The following is a 16401-nucleotide window of genomic DNA, read 5'->3' on the forward strand; positions in this document are numbered from 1 at the left end:
GAAAGCCGGGCAGCGAGCTCTACCAGGACAAATTCCCAGCCTTGCCGGACTACACAGCCGCCATCGATCGGATTGCAAAACGCCAGGAAGTTGTCGCGGCACGTGGCGAGGTCAAGCCGATTGAGCGCACCGAAGCGCCCGAAATACCCCAGGTTCAAGCTACTATCGTTGGCGAGACCTCGATCATTCGGTTGCCCGATCGGATAAAAACCAATCGCGAGAAGCCCCAAGAACTTGATGTAGTCTCGAAAGAAGGGCACGAAACTACAGGTAGTCTGAGGCAGAGTGTCCAAGAGAGTAATGCAGCACCAAAACAGACTTCGCCGAAGGCGGCAAATGACGTGGATCGGCTGACACGGGATTTTGACGAGCGCATCCGCGTCCGCGGGGATGGACGTGGACTCTAAGTAAAAGAGGGTGCGTAACGCGCACCCTCTTCCACTCGCTGTCCCTGTATCCGTTCTCTGTCGCGAGAACGTCGATCACCTTTTCGGAACTCTTTCCAGATCTGCTTGAGGTTCCGTTGCCGGAGAAAGCATTGGCGAGGATTGCTGGGATCCGGCGGACGGCGATGCGATGTGCCGGTTCGGTGACCAATTCCATCAGAGACCGGCCGACGTATGGCCTGCCGAAGTGGAAACGGCTGATCAGCTTGCGAGGCCGAGCTACTTCCCCGGCAAGCGTCGGGTTCGGGGCATTGTTTTCCTCGACCATGGCGGTATTTTGCTGAGTTGCCCGGCTAAACTAGGCTTTGGCAGCCTGTTCTTTGAGGTCATGCCGTCACTGGCGATGTCATCGCGCGATCCGCACGCTCGGCGACACGAAACGGAAAGCGACCAGGCAGGGATGCTGCTGTCGTCGCCGAAGCACTCGTCAATATCCGAACTCCCTTATGCCGAAGGCGGCAAAGCAGGAGTTCTAAAAGAAAGTGCTATAACGATCCCGTCAACATCGAAAGCAGTAGGCCGTTCGTCGCGCAGACGGCCGATTTGCATCTGTTTGCCTGGCGCCGCCTCAAAGCGGACTATCGCCCGCCAATGTGCTTTTAGCTCTCCCCGTCAATCCTGAACTTGACGCTAAACTGAACTCAGGCCGGTGCTGGTTCCATGCTCATTCGCCAGCTCCTGGCCAATCACAACCGCGCTGCCGTCATTCCGGAAAAAGCACACGTGTACCTATTCATCAAGCGCGGCTCTGCCGCCAGGAGCCGTAGCACGCGAATTGATGTCAAATGAAACCAAACTGTCAAAGGCGGGAATTTGAATTTCGACATAAATATCAGTACTCATAAATTATTAAAGCACAAATTTAATGTTTTCCCTCATATTGCAAATTCTGAATGCGGTTTGATAAAGTTATTCTACGAACCAATACTATCATACGTCGAAAGCGTTAGCACTTTTACTTCGACGTTTGTTCTTTTTGCAATGCGCGCGGCGCAGCCAATGCCGAATGAAGCGTCTTGATCATGAGACCGTGTCGCGTCACCCCCGCTGGTTTTGAAAGAAGCGAGATGCACATGCTTATCTATCTTATCTATGGACCCACCTGTAGCGGAAAAACCGACTTGGCAGTACAAGTGGCCCGAGAAACGGGTTGGCCGGTAATAGCGCTCGATCGGGTACAATGCTGCCCCCAAATCGCTACCGGCAGTGGACGTCCTTTGGAATCGGAACTGCAATCCACCGAGCGAATCTACCTGGATTCGCGCCCACTCGCTGAGGGTGTGATCGATGCAGAGGCGGCTCATCGTCAGCTCATCTCAGAAGTAGAGAATCGCCGGACCTCTCCTGGTCTCATCCTCGAAGGCGGTTCGATTTCCCTTCTGAACTGTATGGCCACGGACACTTATTGGGAAGCCGATTTTAGATGGCATGTAAGGCGACTTCGTCTTGCGGCTCCAGATGTTTTCCTGCCGCGAGCAAGACGCCGGGTGACGGAAATGTTTGCTGTCAAGGACGAGCGCCGATCTCTGCTGCAGGAACTGACGGATCTCTGGAAGCAGGAGGCGCTCCGGCCGATACTGGAGGACATCGACGGGTATCGCTGCGCAATCCGGTTCGCCAAGGAACATGATATCGGGATTCGCGATTTGTTGCGTCTCGATTTGACGCGACAGCAGGCGCTGATCTCGGCCATCGCCGACGAATATTTTGATCATGCGCAGTGGCAGGAGCGCGACTTCCCTGATTGGCAGGAGGGCGGAAACGTTCGCCTCACTCCTCGGGTGGCATCAAACGCTAACTGAGTGTCGGAAGTTAACGTCGCGAAACGAAGAGATTTGTGATGACCCTACCGGCCAATCAATCGCCTGAATGGTCATATTGTGCAACGAACTCGGGGAGGCCACCGGCACTGCTCCAAAATCCGAGATTCATCATTCCGATACCCCACTGCATTTGGCCTTTTCGGTCTACATTTTCAACGGTGACAACAAGCTGCTAGTGACGCGCCGGGCATCTGATAAGATCACCTGGCCCGGTGTTCTTTCCAACAGTTGCTGTGGACACCCGCAACCTGGCGAACCGTTGACCGAGGCTATCGAGCGCCGGGGTCACGAGGAATTGCGGATACGTGCAGACGACATTCGTCTTGTGCTGCCGGAATTTTCCTATCGCGCTTCAATGACGAATGGGATCACCGAAAACGAGTTGTGCCCCGTATTCGCTGCACATTGCAAAACCTCCGGCGTCAACCCCGATTTGAATGAGGTGTCAGCGTGGGAATGGGTGCATTGGCAATGGTTTTTCGAAAGCGTACAGGCTGAGCGCTTGTTGGTGTCACCATGGTGTCGTGCACAAGTCGACCTGCTCGCACCACTTGGTGCGAACCCATCGCAATGGCCCGTAGCGGAGGAGCGGCGGCTACCAAAAGCTGCCAGAACGAAGATTGACGTTCAACTTAAGGTTTCTTAGCTAAGCCGCTCCCGGGCGTGGAGCTCGTAGGGAGTTTCTCAATTCGGGAAATAGCTGGCCTTCAAGAAGTTCGTTTTCTCAATTGGAGGAGCGTTTGAGATATTGCGTCTTTGCGGGTTCAAGCAACGGCCAAAATCCGGCCTATGTGAGCGCAGCAAACCAACTTGGCAAAGCTCTGGCGAGATCGGGCATCGGATTGGTGTACGGCGGCGCTTCGATTGGTTTAATGGGTGCTATTGCGGACGCGGCCCGAAGCGATGGCGGAGAGGTTATCGGCGTCATTCCCCGCGCGCTGGCCGAGAAGGAGATCGCACACACCGATCTTGCTGATCTACGCGTTGTCGAGACCATGCACGAGCGCAAAGCGCTGATGACGACGCTGCCGGATGGTTTTATCGCTTTACCAGGAGGATTGGGAACCCTCGAAGAGCTGTTCGAAGTATGGACATGGGCTCAGTTGGGTTACCACAATAAGCCCTGTGCACTGCTGGACGTAGCGGGCTTTTACAAAAGGCTAGATTCCTTTCTTGATCATATTGTTGGCGAAGCATTCTTGACAGCAAGTCATCGCAACATCCTCCTCGTCGAAGAGGACGCCGAGGTGCTCATTTCTGCCATGGCAAAAGATAGTGCCACTTGAAAGTTACGTTCAGAAGAGAGCGATTTTAGGCTACTCCGACGCTAACTGCGCGCTTTGCAGGTTACCTGAAACGTGTTGTCCAAAAAGCGAGATGGCACTACGAGCGCTGGTCCCCCCTGTGTTGGCTCTGTTTATTTTGTAACGAAATTGCTGTGGCAAACCGTAGCCGATTTCATATTTCTTGTTTCTCGCGGAATGTCGGGCTGAAAAACGTTCATCAAGAGGACTGATGCGATAGGCCACAGGGGGGCGATGCATGAGAAGGACGTCGGATGAGGCTGCAGCTACCCGGAGGCGGATTTTACGCTCTGCCGAGGCTGTGTTTATCGAAAAAGGATACGATGAAGCCTCCTTGCAGGAAATTGCCGCCGAAGCGGCCGTAACAACCGGCGCCATCCAGTGGCATTTCGGACAAAAAATGCACATTCTACTGGCCTTGCGCGATGAGTTATGCTGGCAGGCAAGAAAGCTCGGCAGCCTTCACGACGCAGGGATGGTTGAGGAGCCATTAAAGGCAGTCGCCGAGTTTGCCACATCAGCCATTAACCACTTTGCTGACAATGAAAACTGCAGGCGGATTTTCCAGATCTATGATAAGAAAGTCTCCGATACAGTGGCCTTCCATAATGAAGACCGCAAGTTTCAGCAGGAAGTGCGGGCTACGTTAGGGAGCGTTTTCGGATCCGCAGAGACGAGAAAGGAATTACTAGCTCCTTGGACCTCCGACACTGCGGCATATACCTTTTGGTTTGCAATGCGAGGAACGTTTCAGACCTGGCTGGAGGATGATTCGAGGTTTGACCTGAAGTCCGATGGCATGCGTATCGTTCAAACGATGCTTTCCTCGTACCAGCGCGCCGATTTGGTCACTGGATAAAACAATCGGAGTTCGCTCGCTTTTCCTCATCGCCCAAGCGTTTTCCGATACCGCGGTTCAGCACCGGTGACCTTTAATATTTCCAGCTTTGGACGTCGTGGTTGATATGTCTCACGGATGAAGGCTCGTATACGGCCGGGCCAGGTGTCACTAAACATCCTGGACCAGTTTAACCAGATGCAAAATCACGGATTGTTTTGGAAAAGCTAACCCAAGTGCATCATGCCGGCGTCTAGGGTAGGGGATCACCCCTCTTCCTGCAAATGTGCCATGAACACTTCTGCTGGGGTTTTTTATCCGAGGCATTTTCGCGGTTGATCCTTGAGATGGCGGGCAAGGTGGGTCAGGTCGCGCTGAGAGACGGCTGCAAGATCGGTATCACCTGGCATGAAGCGGCGAATGCGCTTGTTGGCATTTTCCACCGCACCTTTCTGTAGGCGTTCAGGTCCTTGTTGAAGAGAAGGACGCGGCTCGTTTGGTCCGGCTGAACGCGGAAATCCGAACACACCTGCGCCGCACCGCCGCCGATCGACGACGCTGCGGTATCGCGAAACCCGAGACTCGACAGCACAGGCCCGAGTTCCTTTGGGGCAGTACCCAGTATCAGGATGCCGATCCGACAGATAAGCTGCGGCGAGCTTATGTCCACTAAAGCCGCGATTTCGGAAAGGCTGAGACTGGAAGTGGGCCAGGACGCCGCCTCCTCGCTGATTTTCGACACGCGCGTACGGTGACGAATTCCGTATGATGTTCCACCTGCGTGCGCAAATTCTCACTGTGACACGGGTCGGTGGATATGCCGCGCGCACCATCCTGCGTAATCGGACCGGAGCGCATGACCGCAACATGCTCAACGAAGGCCGGACCGGTGAAGTAGATAGACGGCCGGGCATGGAGCTCAGCATTGAAATCCGTCGACATGTAGTTTCGCCCTACGAGGGGAAAACACTCCTGATGCAGGCCAACCGAACGAGCCTCTGTTTCAGATCAGTTGCCGTTCGAAAGGTGAGCTTTTGCGAGTGCTTCCTGTGCCGATTTTGCGTTAAGCGCGGCAAGCGCGCGTTCGACATGATGCGCAATTTCAGAGACGGTTTTGCCTTGAAGCAGAGCGATTTCGGCGAGCGTTTTGCCGCGAGACAGCCACCGAAGGCATGCTAGTTCTAATGGACCGGGCAACACAAACTCCATGACCACATCGCCGACCTTCAAACTCAATCATCCCCGTCACCGAGCCAGCGGGCGCGCACCGCTGGAAACTCGATTGACGACGACTCATCCAGTTCTTTTTGAGGAGGCCTCGCTGCACATGCGGCAGCGACAGAACGAATGCCAATCGGCCCGTAGTTCTCAACCAGGTTGACCGCCTCGGCTTGCCTGTTCTCGATATTTTGCCTGTTCAACTTGGTATCCTCAGGGTGTTCATTTTCCCGTTCAAAGTGGCAGCAACTCGACGACGAACGCCGTCGTCGGGCCGTTTGCCCGAAGAACGACTTTTTCGGCGCGATCCAGGTGAAGGGCATCGAGGCTTTCCAGTCGCTCCCCGGAATTCTTTAGCGCGCAGCCGGACATCACGATGACGAACACCACCGCGACATCCGATCCGACCTCCAATTCGCCATCAAGCCTGCACCTCGCAACGCGATGACCGAAGCGTCCCCTCCGGCTCATGACATTGAGGTCGCTGATAGGGCCATCCACCAGTCGAGCGGTGGTCGGGACGTCCGCTCGAAAGGTAAAAGGCGGACTATTCTGAGAGCAGACGGTGGCGGGCTCCCCGGCAATCGCGAGTTCTATCCCCTCCCCCGTCAGCACGCTCAACGTCCGATCGACTTCATCGAATGTCGAGAAAGGCCCATCGAGAGCGACCGTCGCGGTGCTGATGCGCCAGTCGAAATCGTCGACCGACGCATCCGGAGGGGAGACGGCGATCTCCACCGTCTCTCCCTTGCCGTTCTTCCACATCGTGCGCTTGTACTGCGCGGAACGCAGAACGCGCATTTGCTTCAGTTCCCGAGAATGCCCGGCAGACGCAGGCCTTTGTCCTTGGCGCAGTCGATGGCGATCTCGTAGCCCGCATCGGCGTGGCGCATGACTCCGGTCGCCGGGTCGTTCCAGAGAACGCGCTCCAGCCGCTTGGCGGCATCGTCGGAGCCGTCGGCGCAGATGACAACGCCCGAATGCTGGCTAAAGCCCATGCCAACGCCGCCGCCATGGTGTAGCGACACCCAGGTAGCCCCCGATGCGGTGTTGAGCAGTGCGTTGAGCAGCGGCCAGTCGGAGACGGCGTCAGAGCCGTCCTTCATCGCTTCGGTCTCGCGGTTGGGCGAGGCGACCGATCCGGAGTCGAGATGGTCGCGACCGATGACCACGGGTGCCGAAAGCTCGCCGTTCTTGACCATCTCATTGAAGGCCAGCGCCAGGCGATGACGGTCGGCGAGGCCGACCCAGCAGATGCGAGCCGGCAGGCCCTGGAAGGCGATGCGTTCGCGGGCCATGTCAAGCCAGTTGTGCAGGTGCCTGTTGTCGGGCAGCAGGTCCTTGACCTTGGCGTCGGTCTTGTAGATGTCCTCCGGATCGCCGGAAAGGGCGGCCCAGCGGAACGGACCGATGCCGCGGCAGAAGAGCGGGCGGATATAGGCCGGAACGAAACCCGGGAAGGCGAAGGCGTTCTCAAGACCTTCCTCCTTTGCGACCTGGCGGATGTTGTTGCCGTAGTCGAGCGTCGGCACCCCGGCATCCCAGAAGGCAACCATGGCTTCGACATGGACTTTCATCGAGGCGCGGGCGGCAGCCTCGACGGTCTTCGGGTCGCTTTCGCGCTTGGCCTTGTGCTGGGCAACGGTCCAGCCGATTGGCAGATAACCGTTGAGCGGATCATGGGCCGAGGTCTGATCGGTGACGATGTCGGGGCGTGGACCACCGGCCTCCATACGCCGCACGAGCTCGGGGAAAATTTCCGCGGCATTGCCCAGCAGGCCGACGGATTTTGCCTCGCCGGCTTTGGTCCAGCGCTGGATCATCTCGAGGGCCTCGTCGAGCGTCCTTGCCTTCTCGTCGACATAGCGGGTGCGAAGACGGAAATCGATGCGGGTCTCATCGCTTTCGACGGCCAGGCAGCAGGCACCTGCCATGACGGCGGCGAGCGGCTGGGCGCCGCCCATGCCGCCGAGACCGCCGGTCAGGATCCATTTGCCTTTGAGATTGCCGCCGTAATGCTGGCGGCCGGCCTCGACGAAGGTTTCGTAGGTGCCCTGCACGATGCCCTGCGTGCCGATATAGATCCACGAGCCGGCCGTCATCTGGCCGTACATGGCAAGGCCCTTCTTATCCAGCTCGTTGAAATGGTCCCAGGTTGCCCAGTGCGGCACGAGGTTCGAGTTGGCGATCAGGACGCGCGGCGCATCCTTGTGGGTCCGGAAGACACCGACCGGCTTGCCCGACTGAACGAGCAGGGTCTCATCCGCATTGAGCGTCTTCAGCGTCGCCGCAATCGTTTCGAAGTCGTTCCAGGTGCGTGCCGCCCGGCCGATGCCGCCATAAACCACCAGCTCGTGGGGGTTTTCAGCCACATCAGGATCGAGGTTGTTCATCAGCATGCGCAGCGGCGCTTCGGTCATCCAGCTCTTGGTGTTGAGCTCCGAGCCGCGTGGCGCGCGAACTTCGCGGATATTGTGTCGAGGATTGGTCATGGTCAGTGGCTCCCAATATTCACTTCTTGAGTTCGGATGCGGCGCGCTCGAGGTTGGTCAGAATGTCCCTGAGACGGGCGCGGATGCGCTCGGCTTTTGCGGTGTCATAGGAAAATGGCGGTTCCTCTGCCGAAAGATGAGTCGATTGCGCCAGTTCCATTTGGATCGCGTGGACGCCGCTTTCGAGCGTGCCGTAATGCCTTGTGGTCCACCCTCCCTTGAACCGACCGTTCAACGTGCGTGTGTAGCCATCAGCATTGCGAACGACGTTAACGACGGCCGCCGCGACTGCGGGATGACACGACTGCCCGTCATTGGTCCCGATATTGAAGTCGGGCAACGTTCCCTCGAACAGGAAGGGAATGTGCGAGCGGATTGAGTGACAGTCATAGACAATGGCCAAGCCGTGAATTGCCTTCACCCGCTCGATCTCTGATTGGAGGGCGGTATGGTAGGGTGAGTGGAAAGTAGCGACTCGTTGAGCGATATCGTCGTCTGTCGGTTCCGCACCGGATTTCCAGATGGCTTCACCATCAAAGTCCGTTTTGGGGATAAGGCCAGTGGTGTTCTGCCCAGGGTACAAACTCGCCCCTTCCGGATCCCGGTTGGCATCAATGACGTAGCGATGAAACATCGCTCGAACGACTGTGGCTTTCTCTAAAAGACCATCGTACAGATTATGTATATACCAATCGGTATCGATCAGCTGCCGGCCATTGTCGTTCAACCGCTCCCAGATCTCGCTCGGAACATCGGTACCGGTATGGGGCATTGCTAGAATAACCGGAGAGGTGCCGTGGCGAACTTCAAAAACACTCATGATTTCTTCTCTTCTACGACTAGCGAATGGAGGTGAAAGAACCAGCCAGGTTCGAAACGCCAGGGACATGACTTAAAGTCACGGCCGCAGTCCTCGTCCCTTAAATATTCGCGCATGCAGGGGATTGAAGCCCATCCGCTAGACCAGCTCAGCTGGCCGTCCGATATTCCAGATCGCGAAATCAGCGGACCTTCCGACCTCGAGGGTTCCAGTTTCATGCAAGAGACCAAGGGCACGTGCAGCCTCTCTTGTCGCGCCAGCGACGCACTCGTCGACCGTCAAGCCGAACAACGTGGCTGCCATATTCATAGTCAGCAGCAACGAGGTCCGTGGTGAAGTGCCCGGATTGCAGTCTGTTGCGATAGCGATAGGCGTGCCGGCATTGCGAAGCGCTTGCACTGGCGGCAGCTGCTTTTCTCGGAGTGTATAGAATGCTCCTGGCAGAAGAACAGCCACCGTACCAGCCATAGCGAGCGCTTGGGCACCTTCTTCATCGAGGCACTCAAGATGATCTGCCGAGAGCGCTCGATAGGACGCGGCTAGCTTTGCTCCTCCAAGATCGGATAGCTGCTCCGCGTGCAACTTTACCGGAAGGCCTATCGCAGTCGCCTTGTCGAATACCTTGGATATCTCCGCTGGCGAAAATGCGATATTTTCACAAAAACCATCCACCGCATCGATGAGACCTTCCCTCCTGCCCCGCTCGAGTCCAGGGATGACGACATCCTTGATGTAGTCGCCATTCCTGCCTCTGTAACTTGACGGGATCGCATGGGCGGCGAGATAAGTGGTCACGACGCGCACCGGTCTCAGCGTCTCCAATCCCCTTGCCACACGCAGCATTTTCAATTCAGCTTCGACGTTGAGGCCGTAGCCAGACTTTATCTCGACCGTCGACAGTCTCTCTTCCATGAGGGCGTCAAGTCGAGGCAGATCTTGCAAAACGAGTTCATCCTCGGAAAATTTGTTCGTGGCGTTTACAGAAGAAGCAATTCCCCCACCGGCCAGTGCGATCTCCTCACACGACGCACCGGCGAGTCGCATTTCGAATTCGTGTGCGCGGTCGCCACCGAATACCAAGTGCGTATGGCAGTCGATCAATGCCGGCGTCACCCACCGGCCCTCCAAATCGACTTGAACCGCGCCTCTCGCCAACGCCGGGAGATTTGCGTCGGTTCCGACGTATGCGATGCGGTCACCTCTGACCACTATCGCGCCACCCTCTACGACACCCAGGCCGTCTCGATCTCCCGCGACAGTCGCCAGATGCGCGTTCCTCCAAACGACGATTTCCTCATCGGATGCGGGCGTTGCCACTGACATCTCGATCCCCGTTGCTCTATATTTGTCTTTCATTACTGATATTTTGTATATACCAATACACGGAATTGCAAGCACCAAAGTTGCCTGCGTTTCGCAAAAAATCAGAGGGAAGCTATGAAGGAATTGAACAGTTCAGCACTTTTCGCACGGAAGGCCCTTCTTCCGAGCGGCTGGCACGACAATGTCAGGGTGTTGGTCGAGAGCGGAACCATCGCGTCGGTATCGACCGATGCTGATCCTGCACCATCCGACGAACACCATCAAATCATTCTGCCTGCGATGGGCAATCTCCATAGCCACGCCTTTCAGCGCGCAATGGCAGGTCTGGCCGAGACCCGCGGGCCGTCAGATGACAGCTTCTGGAGCTGGCGAAATGTAATGTACCGGTTCGCCTTGACGATGAGCCCCGACGATGTCGAGGCTGTTGCGTCCCAGCTCTACATGGAAATGCTTGAAGCAGGTTTCAGCCGTGTCGGCGAGTTTCACTACCTGCATCATAGCCCGGATGGAAACCATTACTCCAACATTGCGGAAATGGCGGAACGAGTCGCAGCGGCCGCGAGTGCCACCGGAATAAACTTGACCCTGCTACCTGTCTTTTACGCCCACTCGGATTTCGGCGGACTCGAACCGGTGGAGGGGCAACGACGATTTATCAATTCGCTCGACAGCTTCGAACGACTAATGGTTGCGTGCCGATCTCTAGTCGCGAAAATCGACGGCGCCGAGCTTGGTGTCGCACCACACAGCCTGAGAGCCGTCATACCGCAGGAACTGCTTGCGGTCACCTCAATGTCTGGCGGAGGGCCAATCCATATCCATATCGCCGAGCAGATGAAGGAAGTTTCGGATTGTATTGCCTGGTCCTCTGCTCGTCCTGTTGAATGGTTGTTGGACAATGCACCTGTGGACCAGCGCTGGTGCCTAATTCACGCAACTCATATGACCGAAATCGAAACGGCAAGAATGGCGCGGACTGGCGCTATCGCTGGGCTTTGCCCGATTACCGAGGCCAATCTTGGCGACGGTATTTTTCCAGGCCAAATTTTCTGCGAACAAGGAGGCCGTGTCGGCATTGGTTCCGACTCGAACGTTCTCATTTCCCTGAACGGAGAGCTGCGGCAACTTGAATATTCACAACGACTGCGACTCCAAGCACGTAACGTCCTGGCAGCGCCGGGCGGCTCAACGGGTCGCAATCTTATCGTCTCTGCCGTCCGCGGCGGCGCCATGGCGCTGAACGCGGAGAGTGGCATTGAGGTACACAATTCTGCCGACATGCTTTCACTCAATCTCACAGAAGTTCCCTATCTCGAAGATGACGAGATCCTGGATCATTGGATCTTTGCAGATGGGGTTGCGATCGACAACGTTTGGGTTCAAGGCCGCAGACAAGTGGTAGCCGGTCGCCACGTCGCCCGAGACAAGATCAATCGACGCTTCCTCACCACAATGCAGAAGTTGGTTCGCCGCTGATCGACACGCGGAGGCGAGTTGGCGGTCTTGTCCTTGCAAGGTCGCCTGTTTTGCGTTGGCGTAATTTCGAGGCGTCGGGGAATAAACTGGCATGCAAAAAGGGGCGCCGAGCGCCCCTTCTTAAAATTAAATTTCAGATGTGATCATATCTACTGTACTAGCCGCGACGACCGGTAAAGACGTTCAGCCCCACCAGACGGTCGATTATGAGAACGACGATGGCCGAACCAATCACCGACCAGGTGGCAACTGCGGCTATCAATGGCCTGTATTGGTAGAGGAGATACTCATAGATTTTGATCGGCAGTGGCTGCAGTTCGCGCGGCGTGAGGAAGACCGAGATGGAGAAGTCATTCCACGAGGTTATGAAAGCAAAGAGAAAGCCAGCGATCACACCAGGTTTGATCAACGGCAACGTTACTGACACAAACGTACGCCACGGATTTGCGCCGACACTGCTTGCAGCATCCTCCAGCGCGGGGTCGAGGTTCTCGGTAACGGCTGTGATCGTTCGTACCGGGTATGGCATGGTGATCATCACGTGGCCGATGACGAGCGCAAATAGGTTCGTCACCCCGAAAGCGTAGATCATCACCGAATACAACGACAGAGCAAAGATCACCGAGGGTACGAGCAACGGCCCCATGAACGACAAAGTCAGGACCTTCGCCACCGTGGGCGGTGCTTTCCGCAATTGGAGCGCGACCGGAAGTGCGAAGATCGTTGAGACCGTGGCTGCTACTGCTGCGACGGCAAAGCTGATGAGGGCGCCATTCACGAAGCTTCTGTCCGTGAGAGCCGCAATCATCCAATGCAACGTCAATTGCTTGGGCGGAAAGAACATGGCTTCCGCGTTCAAAGCTGCGCCGGCGACCACAAACAGTGGCGCCACGACGGTGACGAACGCGCAGAAAGCGGCAATACCTAATCCTGTGGGGAGTGGCAACCACACCTTCCTGGCCGAAACGCCCTTCCCCGTCGAGACAGTTGTGGTAGCGCTCATGCTGCTCTCCTCGCCGTGCGGAATGTTTGATTGATGGCAAACAAATAGATTGCAGTAATCAGGATGCTCAGAATCGTCAGGCTTATGCCGATCGCCGCTGCGAAGGGGAAGTTCCCCTGCACGGTGGCTTGTTCGTAGGCCATCATGCCCATCATTTTGACCCGACCGCCGCCCATGAGGGACGGAATCGCAAAAGCTGCGGCGTTCAAAGTGAACGCAATCAGTGTGCCCGCCACGACTCCGGGCAGCGACAGCGGGAAGGTTACGGCCCAAAAGGTCTTGTACTTGTTGGCGCCCACGCTTGCCGCCGCCTCTTTGAGGGCCGGGTCGATCGCGGCTATGACACCGATAAGAGGCAAAACGACATACGGGATGGCGATCTGAACCAACCCTATCAAAACCCCAAGCTCGGTATACATGATGCGGACCTTCGGCATCCCCATGAAGGTCAGGGCGCTATCAATAAGTCCGCCGCTCATTAGAAGAACATTCAATCCAAAGATCCGGATAACGATGTTCACAGAGAGGGACACAACCACCATGCTGGTGAGAAACCCTCTGCGGTCAGCAGGGAGCTCGGCAATGTAGTAGGCCAGCACATACCCGATAATCAGAGCAAGCACCGTGGACAAAACCGACAGCTTAACGGTCGTCCAGAGCGCTGTTTCGAGATAGAAGGGGTCCGTCCAGAACCTCGCGTAGTGCTCTAGCGTGCCTGTAAATACAGGCGCGCTGCCAACCTCATGGGAGGACATGCTCGTCGCAACGAGCCAGCACATGGGAACGAAAAAGAACAAGATGACGAAGGCGAACGGCAGGAACAGCGGCGCTTGGGTAGACCACGCAACCACACGCTCCCAAAGTCCTCTGCGTTCATCACTCTGCGGCAACGACGGCGTTAGTGACATTGATCCTGACCTTGTCTCCGGGTTTCAAAACATCGGCGTTAGACCGTTCCTGCAGGAAAACGGGCGCCTCAGGTTCGTGAGTGAGTTTGATCCCATATCGAATTGCAGAGCCTTCATAGATCACATCGCCGACCGTGCCCTCGAGCTGATTTGCAGGCGGATTGCTGCCCTGCCGTTCAAGTACCAGCCACTCGGGCCGAACAATAACGGTGACCTTCTCTCCGACCGCCCTGGCCGACGGCGCATGCGCAGTCACGACGGCGCCATTGCTGAGCTTGATTTCGGCCCTGCTCTCCTTGGAATTCTGCACCAGTTCTCCGGGCAGGAAATTTGCGCTACCAAGAAAGCCGGCAACAAAACGGTTCGCCGGGCGCTCATAGACTGTCCTCGGGTCGGCGATTTGCTGAATCCTTCCGGATTGCATGACCACCACTTGGTCGGACATGGAGAGCGCCTCCTCCTGATCGTGCGTGACGAATAGCATCGTCACCCCAAGAGACCGCTGCAGTCGCTTCAATTCAATACGGAGTTCTTCCCGCAAGCGCCGATCCAGATTGGACAGCGGCTCATCAAGAATGATCACCTCAGGATCGATCGCAAGCGCTCGTGCCATGGCGACGCGTTGCTGCTGCCCGCCACTGAGTTCACGAGGATATCGATCCTTCAAGCCGGTCAATTGCACCATGCTGAGGGCACGGTCTACACGACGCGCGATCTCTTCCCGGGGCAGCTTGCGTATGCGAAGACCGAACGAGAGGATTTCTGCCACAGTCATGTGGGGCCACAGGGCGTAGTTTTGGAAGACCACGCCGATGTTGCGTTTGTAGGGAGGCAGGTTGGTAACCTCCCTGCCTCTGATCGAAACACGCCCGCTGTCGGGAATGATGAAGCCCCCGATCACACGCAATGTCGTTGTCTTGCCGCAACCACTTGGGCCGAGAACGGTGATGAACTCACCGTTCTTGACCTGAAGGGAGACGTCGTCCAGAACGTTGATGTCGCCGTACGTCTTGCGGCAGTGCGACAGTTCAATGTCGAAACTTTGGGTCATTATCGTTGAATTTCCCGTTCCCAGCGCTGCTGCCATTGATCATAGACCGAAACGATGTACTTCCAGTCGGCGCTTTTCAGATCCTTGACGTTGTCTGGCGTGATCATGATCTTTGCCTGGACTTCCTGCGGCAGCTTAGCTTCGCGGTTCGTCGGGAAATAACCAAGGCGAGTGGCCATATTGAGTCCCGAGGCGGGGCTCAGTAAGTGGTTGACCAGCTTCTCGGCCAACTCGGTGTTCGGACGTCCGGCAACGACGCTAAGCGTCGAGGCGAGCGGGAAAAATCCTTCCTTCGGAATGACGCCCTGGATTTTTACGCCTTCAGTGTCACGCGCCCAGCCGATGCGGCCATCGGTCCACATGCTCATGGAGATCTGGTCGTTGCGATACAGTTCGAGATGGTTGGCGTGCGAGTCCACCCAGACGTCGATGTTCTGAGCGATCTTGGCCATTTCGGCGAAGCCGGCGTCGGGATGACGCTCGTCGCCGCCGGCCTCTTTCGCAAAGAGAGTGATTAGATCGATATTTTCAGGCCGGAATCCGCGCAGCGCGATGCGGCCCTTGTATTCCGGCTTCGCGAGATCATGCCACGATTGCGGCGGCTTCACCTCCGCAGGATTGTAAGCGAGCACATATGCGCCGAAATTCGCTGCGACGACCGCGTCGGAGTAGATCGCATTCGGGTGAATGTCCTTCAGGTTGGTAACCAGCTTCGGATCGAGCGGCGCAAACGCCTTCTCGGCTTCCATGCGAAGCGCGAAAACCGGATCAGAAACGATAACGTCGACTTCCTTGTTGCGGACACGGGCTATGTTGTTCGCGCCGGACCCGGCAACAATGGTGACCTTGACGTCGTTTTCCTGTTCGAAGGATTTCACGCTCGCAGCCATTGCTTCGTCATAGGCACCGCCAAAACCGCTGACGATCAGCTCCTTTTGTTGCGCCTGAGCTCCTGAACTCAGCGCGCAAGCTGCGACCAACATTGCGCCACCGACGATGGCTTTCCCAAATTGCCATTTCATGGTTAGTTCCCCTTGGTTGGGGTTTGGCTCGCAGCAACGCGAGACAAACCGTTCTGCGTCGGACACCGTGCCCTACCGCAAACATTGAGTTGACTTCAGGTTTGAGATTTGCCTCCGTTGCTTGAGGCTCATCATCTCATATACAAATGCCGCTTCTTTTCCGCTGGGATCTGTCCTCGGAGGAGCTAAGGCTCAGCGTCATCGGGGCGATATGTTTGGCAGTTGCATGCCAGATAGCCACGCCAATCCGCCCCTAAAGAAACGCGTCGTCAAGTCGGTTACATGGCTGAAACAGAACGAACTTCCGTCATCCAGGACGCTGTGTCCCGCATTGTTCGGAAGGTCACTGATTTTGTCGAATTCAAACCAGAATGCCATTTCGCCGTTCTCCTGTTACCGCATGTTTCCTGCGGTTTGGTCTATACATATTAACAGAAAGGCTTAGCCAATCAAGTCAATTTTTTGTCGCCAAAGGGAGGCGGCTCGCGTTAGAAACCGCCCCGGCTGAACGCTTGTTATGCGAGTTCGATCGTGAGCATGATCGGCTTCTTGTCGCCAAAGTTGCTTTCCAGAACAGCGCGACCAACCTTATAGATATCGTCGGCATACTCCGGCAGGATCTCACCGAGAACCGGTGTCGCAATATCTTCGGTGACTTCACCATACTGGACGATGAC

16 protein-coding genes and 1 pseudogene are annotated in these 16401 nt (G+C 56.3%); 7 read left to right on the plus strand and 10 right to left on the minus strand.

Annotated elements, in window-relative coordinates:
• The 5 genes from PIB16_RS26260 to PIB16_RS26280 all read left to right on the plus strand — a co-directional run.
• The coding region (locus PIB16_RS26260; protein WP_161596398.1) for a hypothetical protein at nucleotides 1–407 on the plus strand (407 nt) is incomplete at its 5' end.
• Between the two features lie 1112 nt (nucleotides 408–1519).
• Nucleotides 1520–2248 (plus strand): isopentenyl transferase family protein, encoded by a 729-nt coding sequence (locus tag PIB16_RS26265; RefSeq protein WP_077768184.1) that lies wholly within the window; start codon nucleotides 1520–1522, stop codon nucleotides 2246–2248.
• Nucleotides 2249–2324: 76 nt separating this feature from the next.
• Complete coding sequence (gene idi / locus PIB16_RS26270) at nucleotides 2325–2915, plus strand: isopentenyl-diphosphate Delta-isomerase (protein ID WP_309546945.1); 591 nt, start codon at nucleotides 2325–2327, stop codon at nucleotides 2913–2915.
• A 94-nt stretch (nucleotides 2916–3009) separates the two neighbouring features.
• Nucleotides 3010–3555 (plus strand): TIGR00730 family Rossman fold protein, encoded by a 546-nt coding sequence (locus tag PIB16_RS26275; protein WP_077768185.1) that lies wholly within the window; start codon nucleotides 3010–3012, stop codon nucleotides 3553–3555.
• A gap of 256 nt (nucleotides 3556–3811) precedes the next feature.
• A complete protein-coding gene (locus tag PIB16_RS26280) occupies nucleotides 3812–4432 on the plus strand; it encodes a TetR/AcrR family transcriptional regulator (protein ID WP_077768155.1) in 621 nt (206 codons plus the stop codon).
• 293 nt (nucleotides 4433–4725) lie between these two features.
• Here PIB16_RS26280 and PIB16_RS26285 read toward each other — a convergent pair.
• A pseudogene (locus PIB16_RS26285) lies at nucleotides 4726–4866 on the minus strand (IS30 family transposase); the annotation flags it as partial.
• A gap of 310 nt (nucleotides 4867–5176) precedes the next feature.
• Here PIB16_RS26285 and PIB16_RS26290 point away from each other — a divergent pair.
• The gene (locus PIB16_RS26290) at nucleotides 5177–5590 is read left to right on the plus strand and encodes a hypothetical protein (RefSeq protein ID WP_161596397.1); all 414 of its coding nucleotides are present in this window, start codon (nucleotides 5177–5179) and stop codon (nucleotides 5588–5590) included.
• 53 nt (nucleotides 5591–5643) lie between these two features.
• On the opposite strand, the gene PIB16_RS26295 is transcribed toward PIB16_RS26290, so the two are convergent.
• The 5 genes from PIB16_RS26295 to hutI all read right to left on the minus strand — a co-directional run bounded on the left by PIB16_RS26295 (nucleotide 5644) and on the right by hutI (nucleotide 10264).
• Nucleotides 5644–5832: a hypothetical protein gene (locus PIB16_RS26295; RefSeq protein WP_077768157.1), complete on the minus strand. Its 189-nt coding sequence runs from the start codon at nucleotides 5830–5832 to the stop codon at nucleotides 5644–5646.
• A 31-nt stretch (nucleotides 5833–5863) separates the two neighbouring features.
• Nucleotides 5864–6430 carry a HutD/Ves family protein gene (locus tag PIB16_RS26300; protein ID WP_012475936.1) on the minus strand — a complete coding sequence of 189 codons (567 nt, stop codon included), beginning with the start codon at nucleotides 6428–6430 and terminating at the stop codon, nucleotides 5864–5866.
• 5 nt (nucleotides 6431–6435) lie between these two features.
• Nucleotides 6436–8121, minus strand: a complete 1686-nt coding sequence (gene hutU, locus PIB16_RS26305; protein WP_012475935.1) for a urocanate hydratase — start codon at nucleotides 8119–8121, stop codon at nucleotides 6436–6438.
• 19 nt (nucleotides 8122–8140) lie between these two features.
• On the minus strand, nucleotides 8141–8941 hold the full coding sequence (gene hutG / locus PIB16_RS26310) for an N-formylglutamate deformylase (protein ID WP_077768158.1): 801 nt from the start codon (nucleotides 8939–8941) through the stop codon (nucleotides 8141–8143).
• Between the two features lie 138 nt (nucleotides 8942–9079).
• Nucleotides 9080–10264, minus strand: coding sequence for an imidazolonepropionase (gene hutI / locus PIB16_RS26315; RefSeq protein WP_234888143.1), 1185 nt, complete (start codon nucleotides 10262–10264; stop codon nucleotides 9080–9082).
• 114 nt (nucleotides 10265–10378) lie between these two features.
• On the opposite strand from hutI, the gene PIB16_RS26320 reads away from it, so the two are divergent.
• Nucleotides 10379–11740 carry a formimidoylglutamate deiminase gene (locus PIB16_RS26320; protein ID WP_012475932.1) on the plus strand — a complete coding sequence of 454 codons (1362 nt, stop codon included), beginning with the start codon at nucleotides 10379–10381 and terminating at the stop codon, nucleotides 11738–11740.
• A 157-nt stretch (nucleotides 11741–11897) separates the two neighbouring features.
• Here PIB16_RS26320 and PIB16_RS26325 read toward each other — a convergent pair whose 3' ends face one another.
• Genes PIB16_RS26325 through PIB16_RS26340 form a run of 4 tightly spaced genes read right to left on the minus strand, consistent with a single transcriptional unit; the run spans nucleotide 11898 to nucleotide 15724 of the window.
• On the minus strand, nucleotides 11898–12743 hold the full coding sequence (locus PIB16_RS26325) for an ABC transporter permease (protein WP_012475931.1): 846 nt from the start codon (nucleotides 12741–12743) through the stop codon (nucleotides 11898–11900).
• The gene (locus PIB16_RS26330) at nucleotides 12740–13651 is read right to left on the minus strand and encodes an ABC transporter permease (protein ID WP_012475930.1); all 912 of its coding nucleotides are present in this window, start codon (nucleotides 13649–13651) and stop codon (nucleotides 12740–12742) included. The genes PIB16_RS26325 and PIB16_RS26330 overlap by 4 nt, the downstream gene beginning before the upstream one ends.
• Complete coding sequence (locus tag PIB16_RS26335; protein ID WP_077768160.1) at nucleotides 13620–14702, minus strand: ABC transporter ATP-binding protein; 1083 nt, start codon at nucleotides 14700–14702, stop codon at nucleotides 13620–13622. The genes PIB16_RS26330 and PIB16_RS26335 overlap by 32 nt, the downstream gene beginning before the upstream one ends.
• The gene (locus PIB16_RS26340; RefSeq protein ID WP_077768161.1) at nucleotides 14702–15724 is read right to left on the minus strand and encodes an ABC transporter substrate-binding protein; all 1023 of its coding nucleotides are present in this window, start codon (nucleotides 15722–15724) and stop codon (nucleotides 14702–14704) included. The genes PIB16_RS26335 and PIB16_RS26340 overlap by 1 nt, the downstream gene beginning before the upstream one ends.
• Nucleotides 15725–16401: the final 677 nt, after the last annotated feature.

The sequence above is a fragment of the Agrobacterium sp. ST15.13.015 genome, from assembly GCF_027871645.1.
GTDB lineage: Bacteria > Pseudomonadota > Alphaproteobacteria > Rhizobiales > Rhizobiaceae > Agrobacterium > Agrobacterium leguminum.

Excerpts from the sequence above, each read along its gene's own strand:
- PIB16_RS26265 (WP_077768184.1), top strand. The coding sequence starts at position 1,520 with ATGCTTATCTATCTTATCTATGGACCCACCTGTAGCGGAAAAACCGAC.
- PIB16_RS26280 (WP_077768155.1), top strand. The coding sequence starts at position 3,812 with ATGAGAAGGACGTCGGATGAGGCTGCAGCTACCCGGAGGCGGATTTTA.
- PIB16_RS26290 (WP_161596397.1), top strand. The coding sequence starts at position 5,177 with ATGATGTTCCACCTGCGTGCGCAAATTCTCACTGTGACACGGGTCGGT.
- PIB16_RS26300 (WP_012475936.1), bottom strand. The coding sequence starts at position 6,430 with ATGCGCGTTCTGCGTTCCGCGCAGTACAAGCGCACGATGTGGAAGAAC.
- hutU (WP_012475935.1), bottom strand. The coding sequence starts at position 8,121 with ATGACCAATCCTCGACACAATATCCGCGAAGTTCGCGCGCCACGCGGC.
- hutG (WP_077768158.1), bottom strand. The coding sequence starts at position 8,941 with ATGAGTGTTTTTGAAGTTCGCCACGGCACCTCTCCGGTTATTCTAGCA.
- hutI (WP_234888143.1), bottom strand. The coding sequence starts at position 10,264 with ATGTCAGTGGCAACGCCCGCATCCGATGAGGAAATCGTCGTTTGGAGG.
- PIB16_RS26320 (WP_012475932.1), top strand. The coding sequence starts at position 10,379 with ATGAAGGAATTGAACAGTTCAGCACTTTTCGCACGGAAGGCCCTTCTT.
- PIB16_RS26325 (WP_012475931.1), bottom strand. The coding sequence starts at position 12,743 with ATGAGCGCTACCACAACTGTCTCGACGGGGAAGGGCGTTTCGGCCAGG.
- PIB16_RS26330 (WP_012475930.1), bottom strand. The coding sequence starts at position 13,651 with ATGTCACTAACGCCGTCGTTGCCGCAGAGTGATGAACGCAGAGGACTT.
- PIB16_RS26335 (WP_077768160.1), bottom strand. The coding sequence starts at position 14,702 with ATGACCCAAAGTTTCGACATTGAACTGTCGCACTGCCGCAAGACGTAC.
- PIB16_RS26340 (WP_077768161.1), bottom strand. The coding sequence starts at position 15,724 with ATGAAATGGCAATTTGGGAAAGCCATCGTCGGTGGCGCAATGTTGGTC.